This is a genomic window from Cryobacterium sp. Hz7, assembly GCF_004402815.1.
GTDB lineage: Bacteria > Actinomycetota > Actinomycetes > Actinomycetales > Microbacteriaceae > Cryobacterium > Cryobacterium sandaracinum.
Genome location: NZ_SOFB01000048.1, coordinates 105,112 through 111,528, shown reverse-complemented (window position 1 = coordinate 111,528; position 6,417 = coordinate 105,112). Strand labels below are relative to the sequence as shown.

The 6,417-nt window shown below is 68.8% G+C and carries 4 protein-coding genes; 1 reads left to right on the top strand and 3 read right to left on the bottom strand.

The window, feature by feature from the left end; all coding sequences use genetic code 11:
* Positions 1-524: 524 nt before the first annotated feature.
* Both E3N86_RS10280 and E3N86_RS10275 read right to left on the bottom strand, forming a co-directional pair.
* A complete protein-coding gene (locus E3N86_RS10280) occupies positions 525-2,255 on the bottom strand; it encodes a glycerol-3-phosphate dehydrogenase/oxidase (protein ID WP_104100917.1) in 1,731 nt (576 codons plus the stop codon).
* Positions 2,256-2,342: 87 nt separating this feature from the next.
* Positions 2,343-3,461: a GuaB3 family IMP dehydrogenase-related protein gene (locus tag E3N86_RS10275; protein ID WP_104100918.1), complete on the bottom strand. Its 1,119-nt coding sequence runs from the start codon at positions 3,459-3,461 to the stop codon at positions 2,343-2,345.
* A 63-nt stretch (positions 3,462-3,524) separates the two neighbouring features.
* Here E3N86_RS10275 and E3N86_RS10270 point away from each other — a divergent pair, with 63 nt between their 5' ends.
* A complete protein-coding gene (locus E3N86_RS10270; protein ID WP_134342992.1) occupies positions 3,525-4,667 on the top strand; it encodes a MalY/PatB family protein in 1,143 nt (380 codons plus the stop codon).
* 16 nt (positions 4,668-4,683) lie between these two features.
* Here E3N86_RS10270 and guaB read toward each other — a convergent pair whose 3' ends face one another.
* Complete coding sequence (gene guaB / locus E3N86_RS10265) at positions 4,684-6,186, bottom strand: IMP dehydrogenase (protein WP_134373351.1); 1,503 nt, start codon at positions 6,184-6,186, stop codon at positions 4,684-4,686.
* Positions 6,187-6,417: the final 231 nt, after the last annotated feature.

The window sequence follows — 6,417 nt, the reverse complement described above, 5'->3', positions numbered from 1 at the left end:
CGCGCCGCCAGCCCCGCGGCCCCGCAGCCCCGCAGCCCGCCGCCCGCCGCCGCGCCGCCGCGCCGCCCACTGCTCTCACCAATTCGACGGAGATTTGGCTCTGAACGGCGCTGTCGGGCGCTTTCTGCCCCGCACGGGCCAAAATCTCCGTCGAATTGGTACGGGCTGGGGCTGAGTGTCTGGCGGATGCCCGAACCACAAAGGCGCTGCGGCACATCCGCTCGGTGTTGCGGCTAACGCAGGAGATCCGTCCGGCCGGGCCCGGGCACCCGCACGAGTTCTGCTCTGGTCCGTGTCGGGCGGGCAGCCCAGGCGACGGATGTCCTGAGTTGGCCACACGCGTGCGCTCGGCCGGCCCAACCAATTCGACGGAGATTTGGCTCTGAACGGCGCTGTCGGGCATTTTTCAGGCCCCACAGGGCAGAATCTCCGTCGAATTCGTTCACGCACCGGCGGGGTGCGAGCGGACAAGCGGAGGCAGGGAGTGGACGCCGGGCGAGGGTGGCGGCAGGAGAGGCTCGCTCCTATTTCGTGGCGGCGATGTCCGGAGCCTCGAGCCGCACGCGGTCGGCGGACTCATCGTCGGGCTGCTGCTGCGACGCGCGTTCCGCCGCCACCCGCTTGAGGTAGGTGCCCACTTCGCGCGTCTCCCGGGCTTCGTCCCAGCCGAGCACCCCGGCCATCAGCCGCGCGGCCACGGGCGCCGCCGAGACGCCGCGGTCCCAGGCCTCGATCGAGATGCGAGTGCGGCGAGCCAGCACGTCCTCGAGGTGCAGGGCGCCCAGATGCGTGGCCGCGTACACGACCTCCGCCTCGATGTAGTCGTCGGCCCCCGGCAGCGGGTCCGCCAGTGACGGGGTCTTGCGGATCAGGTCGAGAAGCTCGTCGGTCAGGGTGCCGTAGCGGTTCAGCAGGTGCTCGACGCGGACGGTGTGCAGGCCGAACGCCCGCGCGATCCGGCCGCGCTTGTTCCAGGCGGCCTGGTAGCCCTCGGCGCCGAGCAGCGGGATCTCCGCCGTGGTGGAGGCCGGGACCCGTTCGTCGAAGGCGTCGACGGCCGCATCGATCGCATCCTTCGCCATCACCCGGTACGTGGTCCACTTTCCGCCCGCGATCACCACCAGGCCGGGCACGGAGTGTCCGACGAGGTGTTCGCGGGACAGCTTCGAGGTGCTCTCCGACTCCCCGGCCAGGAGCGGCCGCAGGCCGGCGTAGACTCCCTCGACGTCCTCCCGGGTCAGCGGCACCCGGAGCACGGCGTTCACGTGTTCGAGCAGGTAGTCGATGTCGGCGGCGGTGGCGGCCGGGTGCGCCTTGTCCAGATGCCAGTCCGTGTCGGTCGTGCCGATCAGCCAGTGTCGTCCCCAGGGGATCACGAACAGGACGCTCTTCTCGGTGCGCAGCAGCAGCCCCATGGCCGACTGGAACCGGTCCCGGGGCACGACCAGGTGGATGCCTTTCGACGCGCGCACCTTGAACGTGCCGCGTTCGCCGACCATGCGCTGCGTGTCGTCGGTCCAGACCCCGGTGGCGTTCACGACCTGCCGGGCCCGCACCTCGAACCGTTCATCGGTCTGCAGGTCGTGGGCGTGCACGCCGACCACCCGCTCACCCACCTTGATGAATCCTTCGACCCGCACCCGGCTGGCCGCGTGCGCCCCGTAGAACGACGCGGTGCGCACGAGCGAGGCCACGTAGAGCGCGTCGTCGACCTGCCCGTCGTAGTAGGTGATGCCGCCGACGATCGTGTCGGTGTTCAGGCTGGGCAGAAGCCCCTTCACCTGCCGCTTGGACAGGTGGCGGTGGTGCGGCACACCGGGGGCGCGCCCGCCGGTATATGAAAACAGGTCGTAGAGGAGCATGCCGGCGCCCACGTAGAAGCGCTCGGTGACGCGCTTCCTGAGCGGGTACAGGAACCGCACCGGCTTCACCAGGTGCGGGGCGATGCGCTGCAGGAGCAGGCCACGCTCCGTCAGAGCCTCGCGCACCAACCGGAAGTCGGCCTGTTCCAGGTAGCGGATGCCGCCGTGCACCAGCTTGGACGACCGGCTCGACGTTCCCGACGCCCAGTCCCTGGCCTCGAGGATTCCCACGCTCAGGCCGCGGGTGACCGCGTCCAGGGCGGCTCCGGTGCCGACGATGCCGCCGCCGACCACGAGGATGTCGAGCTCTTTGCCCTTCAGCCGTTCGAGGGCCGCAGCTCGTTCCTCCGGACCCAGTTTCGTGGATCGCGACGCCGAATTACCTGGTGCCATGTGCTCACTCCCATTCCGGATGGTGTGGTGCTTACCTGACGCTAATTCATACCGACGCTAGTTCACTCGGTGCGGCGCGACAACCGTCTAATTCCCCCGGTACGGGGCGACGACCACCTCGACGCGCTGGAATTCCTTCAGGTCGGAGTAACCGGTGGTCGCCATCGACCGGCGCAGCGCGCCGACGAGGTTCGCGGTGCCGTCGGCGATCGGCGTCGGGCCATACAGGATGGTCTCGAGCGGCGCCAGGGCGCCCACCTCGACCCGCTTGCCGCGGGGCAGCTTCGAGTGGTGCACCTCGGCACCCCAGTGGAAGCCGCCGCCGGGGGCATCCGTCGCCCGGGCCAGCGCGGTGCCGAGCATGACGGCGTCGGCGCCGCAGGCGATGGCCTTGACGATGTCGCCGGAGGTGTTGAGGCCGCCGTCAGCGATGACGTGCACGTAGCGTCCACCGGACTCGTCCATGTAGTCCCGACGGGCACCGGCGACATCGGCCACGGCCGTGGCCATGGGCGCGTGGATGCCGAGGGAGGCGCGCGTGGTCGAGGCCGCGCCGCCGCCGAAGCCGACGAGCACGCCGGCCGCACCCGTGCGCATGAGGTGCAGGGCCGCGGTGTAGGTCGCCGCCCCGCCCACGATCACGGGTACGTCGAGTTCGTAGATGAACTTCTTGAGGTTGAGGGGTTCCTGGTTCTGCGAGACGTGCTCGGCAGAAACGGTGGTTCCGCGGATGACGAACAGGTCGACGCCGGCGGCGACGACGGTCTCGTACAATTCCTGCGTGCGCTGCGGCGACAGGGCGCCGGCCACAGTCACGCCGGCCGCGCGGATCTCCGCGAGGCGGGCGGTGACGAGCTCAGGCTTGATCGGCTCGGAGTACATCTCCTGCATGCGCGCGGTGGCCCGGTCGGCGGGCAGCTCGCGGATCTCGGCGAGGAGCGGCTCGGGGTTGTCATAGCGGGTCCAGAGGCCCTCGAGGTCGAGCACGCCGACGCCGCCGAGCTGACCCATCATGATGGCCGTCTGCGGGGAGACCACGGAGTCCATCGGCGCCGCGAGGAACGGGATCGAGAATTGATACGCGTCGATGGTCCAGTCGACCGACACATCCTCCGGGTCGCGGGTGCGCCGGCTGGGCACAATCGCGATGTCGTCGAAGGCGTACACGCGGCGGGCGCGCTTGGAGCGGCCGATCTCGATTTCCATGATTTCAGTTTAGGTGCCGCGGCGCTCCTCGACGACGGATGCCGCGGGGTGCATCCTGAGGTGATGGACGTCACCGCCGACCCTCTGTCCTTCCTGCGCGAGCGCACCAGCATGAAATGGCGCAGTTTTCCCGCCGATGTGCTGCCGCTCTTCGTCGCCGAGTCCGACTTTCCGCTCGCCGAACCTATCCGGGACGCGTTGACAGCGGCGGTGCGGCGCAGCGACACCGGGTATGTCGCACCGGTCAACGGGCTTGGCGCGGCCTTCGCGGGGTTCGCCGGTCGCCGCTGGGGCTGGCAGGTCGACCCGGAGCAGGTGACCACGACGACAGATGTCAGCGTGGCCATCGTGGAGACCCTGCGAATGCTGATCAGGCCCGGCGACCGGGTTGTGATCACTCCCCCGGTCTACCCGCCGTTCTTCGACCTCGTGCCCGAGGCCGGCGGGGTGCCGCACGCCGTGCCACTCCTCGCCGGTCAGACCGGCTGGACCCTCGACCTGGACGGCCTCGAGCGCGCCTTCCGATCGGGCGTGCGCTGCGTGCTGCTCTGCAACCCGCACAACCCGATCGGGCATCCGCACACCGTCCAGGACCTTACGGCGCTGTCCGAGCTCGCCGCCCATTACGGCGTCACGGTCGTCAGCGACGAGGTCCACGCCCCGCTGACCTACACCGACGCCGCTTTCACGCCCTACCTCACGGTCTCCACCGAGGCCGCCGACCACGGCGTCTGCGTGACGAGCGCGAGCAAGGCCTGGAACCTGGCCGGCCTCAAATGCGCGCTTCTCGTCACCGCCGGCGAACGGATGCGCGCCGAGCTCGCCGCCCTGCCCCAGGAGGTGTCCTGGCGCACAAGCCAGTTCGGGCTGATCGCCGGCATCGCGGCGTTCCGCGACGGGGAGCCGTGGCTGGACGGGGTGATCGCGGCCCTCGACGACAATCGGCACGAGCTCGCCGCGCTGCTCGACGCGCAACTGCCCGGGGTCGGCTACCGGCAGCCAGGGGCCGGCTACCTGGCCTGGCTTGACCTGCGGAGCCTCGGCTGGGGTGACGACCCGGCGCTGGTCGCACTCGAGCAGGCCCGGGTCGCGCTCAGCCCCGGCCCGATGTTCGGCGAACCGGGCCGGGGCTTCGCGCGTCTCAACTTCGGGTGTTCACCTGAGGTGCTCGCGGAAGCGGTCTCCCGGCTGGCCGCGGCCGCCTAGTCGCCCTCGAGTACTGTCAGCGGCGGTAGTTGGGCGCCTCGACCACGATCTGCACGTCGTGCGGGTGCGACTCCTTGAGCCCGGCGGACGTGATCCGAACGAACTTACCTTTCTGTTTGAGCTCGTCGATCGTGCGCGCGCCCACGTAGAACATGGACTGGCGCAGGCCGCCGATCAGCTGGTAGGCCACGGCGGATACCGGTCCGCGATACGGGACCTGGCCCTCGATGCCTTCCGGGATGAGTTTGTCGTCGGAGGGGACATCCGACTGGAAGTAGCGGTCCTTGGAGTAGGAGGTCTTCGTGCCACGGCTCTGCAGCGCGCCGAGCGAGCCCATGCCGCGGTAGGTCTTGAACTGCTTGCCGTTGACGAAGACGAGCTCGCCGGGGCTCTCGTCACAGCCGGCGAGCAGGGAGCCGAGCATGACGGTGTCCGCGCCGGCGACCAGTGCCTTGGCGATGTCGCCGGAATACTGCAGCCCGCCGTCGGCGATGACCGGGATGCCGGTCTCCCGGGCCGCGAGCGACGCCTGGTAGACGGCGGTGATCTGCGGCACGCCGACGCCGGCGACGATGCGGGTGGTGCAGATCGAGCCGGGGCCGACCCCGACCTTGATCGCGTCGGCGCCGGCGTCGATGAGGGCCTGGGCGCCGGAGCGGGTGGCCACGTTGCCGCCAATCACGTCGACCTCCTCGAAGGCAGGGTCGGACTTCAGGCGACGGATGATCTCGAGCACCCCGGCGCTGTCGCCGTTGGCGGTGTCGACCACGAGCACGTCGACGCCTGCCTCGAGAAGTGCGGTGGCGCGCTGCCAGGCGTCGCCGAAGAAGCCGATAGCCGCGCCGACGCGCAGTCGTCCGGCATCGTCCTTGGTGGCGAAGGGGTATTCCTCGCTCTTGTCGAAGTCCTTGACCGTGATCAGGCCCGTCAGGCGGCCGTGGTCGTCCACGAGGGGAAGCTTCTCGATCTTGTGGGTGGCGAAGATGGCGACGGCGTCCATCGGGGCCATGCCGACCTTGCCCGTGATCAGCGGTGCCGTCGTCATCACCTCGCGCACCCGGGTCGTGTGCTTTTTGGTGGTGGAGACGAACCGCATGTCCCGGTTTGTGATGATGCCCACGAGCACGCCGTCGGCGTCGACGACGGGAAGACCGCTGATCCGGTACTGCCCGCAGAGGGCGTCGACCTCCGCAACGGTGGCGTCGGGCGAAGTTGTTACCGGATTGGTAATCATGCCGGATTCGCTGCGTTTGACGAGGTCGACCTGCTCGGCCTGGTCCGCGATCGAGAGGTTGCGGTGCAGCACGCCGAGGCCACCCTCACGGGCCATCGCGATGGCCATCCGGGTCTCGGTGACGGTGTCCATCGCGCTGGACAGCAGCGGCGTGGCCACGCTGATCCGGCGCGTCAACCGAGACATTGTCCCGGCTTCACTGGGAATGACGTCGGTGTGCCCCGGAAGAAGAAGGACGTCGTCGTACGTAAGCCCGGTGAAACCGAACGGATCTGGCTGATCCATGAAACCCCTTTTAACAATGCAGGAAAGTGGAGAAAACGCGGCCATCCAACTCGATTACCGGCTTCTCAATGTTAAGCGACGTTGCGCTCTGCGCATTCCTCAGCAGAGAATCTAGGGAGTGTCGGCCGTCGTCGGAACATATGCGACATAATCTTCACTTACTGTCAACAAAGATGTTGGTAGGTGAGACCCGGGGCACGCTCGGTCACAGACCCAACGGTGCCGCCATGG

Excerpts from the sequence above, each read along its gene's own strand:
- E3N86_RS10270 (WP_134342992.1), top strand. The coding sequence starts at position 3,525 with ATGGACGTCACCGCCGACCCTCTGTCCTTCCTGCGCGAGCGCACCAGC.
- E3N86_RS10275 (WP_104100918.1), bottom strand. The coding sequence starts at position 3,461 with ATGGAAATCGAGATCGGCCGCTCCAAGCGCGCCCGCCGCGTGTACGCC.
- guaB (WP_134373351.1), bottom strand. The coding sequence starts at position 6,186 with ATGGATCAGCCAGATCCGTTCGGTTTCACCGGGCTTACGTACGACGAC.
- E3N86_RS10280 (WP_104100917.1), bottom strand. The coding sequence starts at position 2,255 with ATGGCACCAGGTAATTCGGCGTCGCGATCCACGAAACTGGGTCCGGAG.